The organism is Streptomyces sp. AK010 (genome assembly GCF_014207295.1).
Lineage (GTDB): Bacteria > Actinomycetota > Actinomycetes > Streptomycetales > Streptomycetaceae > Streptomyces > Streptomyces massasporeus.
Map to the genome: position 1 here is coordinate 1 of NZ_JACHCX010000062.1, position 2,020 is coordinate 2,020.

Here is a 2,020-nt window from a genome sequence, read left to right on the forward strand (position 1 = left end):
CGAGCCCCTTCCGGGCCGGCCCCCTCTACATCGAGAACGCCTACGAGTTCCTCGACACGGCCGGCGAGTGGTACCTCGACACCGCTACCGGCACCCTCTACTACAAGCCGCTCACCGGGCAGGACATGAGTGAGGCCGACGTCGAGGTGCCGAGGCTGGAGTCGCTCATCAGCGTCGGGGGGACGTACTCATCCCCCGCCACCCACATCGCCTTCTCAGGGCTGCAGTTCTCGGGCACCAGTTGGCTGGACCCCACCGACCACGGCTACGCCAGCCAGCAGACCGGCGCGTACCTCTCCGGTACCTGGGACCGCCCGTCGGACGCGCTGACCTCGTGCCAGAGCGGCTGCCGGCTCTTCGAGGCGGCACGCCCGCACTGGAAGCAGATGCCCTCCGCCGTCCAGGTCTCGGCCGCCGACCACATCACATTCACCGGCAACCGGTTCACCCAGCTCGGACAGAACAGCCTCGGCATCGGCAACGACGCCAACGCCCACACCACCGGCGTCGGACTCAGCGCCCGCAGCATCACAGTGACCGGCAACGTCTTCACCCAGGACGCGGGCGGCGGCATCGCCGTCGGCGGCGTCCGGGCGGACGCCCACCACCCCAGTGACCGGCGGATGACCAACCGGGACATCACGCTGACCAACAACCTCATCCATGACGTGGCGCTGGAATACCGAGACATGTCGGCCATCCTCGTCACCTACGTGACCGGCGCGACCATCTCGCACAACGAGGTGTACAACCTGCCCTACTCCGGCCTCACCATCGGCTACGGCTGGGGCGCCAACGACATCGGCGGCAGCCAGGACTACACCAACCGGGGCCTGTACAACTACCAGCCCGTCTACACGACCGCGACCACCGCCGCGAACAACCACGTCACCGACAACTACATCCACGACCTCATGCAGCAGATGACCGACGGCGGCTGCCTGTACACCCTGTCGGCGTCACCGGGCAGCACCTTCGAACGCAACTACTGCCACAGCAACAATGGCTGGTTCGGCTTCTACCACGACGAGGGCTCCCGGGACTTCACGGACACCAACAACGTCTTCCGGAACACCGGCGAATGGGGCCATGAGAACAGCAATGCGACCAACAACACCGGCGGCCTGACCCTGATCGACAACTGGACGAACAACAGTCACGCGAACATCACCAACACCAACGGCCGCGGTGACGTAGTCAGCGGCACCGTCGTCGTCACCGACGGCAACTGGCCGTCAGCGGCCAAGACGGTCATGAACAAGGCCGGCATACAACCCCTCTTCCGTCCGCTGACCACCGCCCCCGTCAGCTCCACGTACAGCGCCTACTCCTCCATCCCCGCCAACACCGGCCAACATGGCGGCCACTTCACGATCACTGACGCGGGCAAGGACATCTGGGGTGCCGGCGGACAGCGCGACGACGAGTACGGCACCGTCTTCCGAAACGGGGCAGCCGTCGACGGCACGTGGGTGACCGCCCGGGTCGACAGCCTGGACAAGACCAGCGGCTGGGCCAAGGCCGGCGTCGTCCTGCGCAACGACCTCACGGACGACGGCTCCTCCGCCGGATACGCGGCGGTGGTGGTGACCCCGAACAACGGCGTCAGCTTCCAGCGGGACTCCGACGCCGACGGCTACCTCGACCGGCTCACGAACACCGCCGCCACCGTCAAGGCGCCGGTCTGGTTGCGGCTCACCCGCACGGCCACCCAGGTGTCCGCCTACTACTCCACCGACGGATCCACCTTCACCCAGGTCGGCTCGAAGGTGACCCTGCCGTCCATGGCGAACACCCAGGACGCCGGTGTCATCCACAGCGCCCACAGCACCACCGCCGGCAGCGCGACATTCAGCAACCTGCGCATCGTCACCTCCCCCTACAAGGCGTACAGTTCGATTCCGGCCGCCGTCAGCCAGAGCGGCGGAGTGACCTCCCTGACCGGCGCGGGCATCGATGTATGGCGCTCCGGCACGGCATACGACGACGAGTATTCCGCCGCCTACCGGACAGGGGCCGC

Annotated in this window: 1 protein-coding gene; it reads left to right on the forward strand. The window is 67.0% G+C overall.

Going from position 1 to position 2,020, the window contains the following annotated elements:
- The coding region (locus tag HDC93_RS37540) for a right-handed parallel beta-helix repeat-containing protein (RefSeq protein WP_185015237.1) at nt 1-2,020 on the forward strand (2,020 nt) is incomplete at both ends.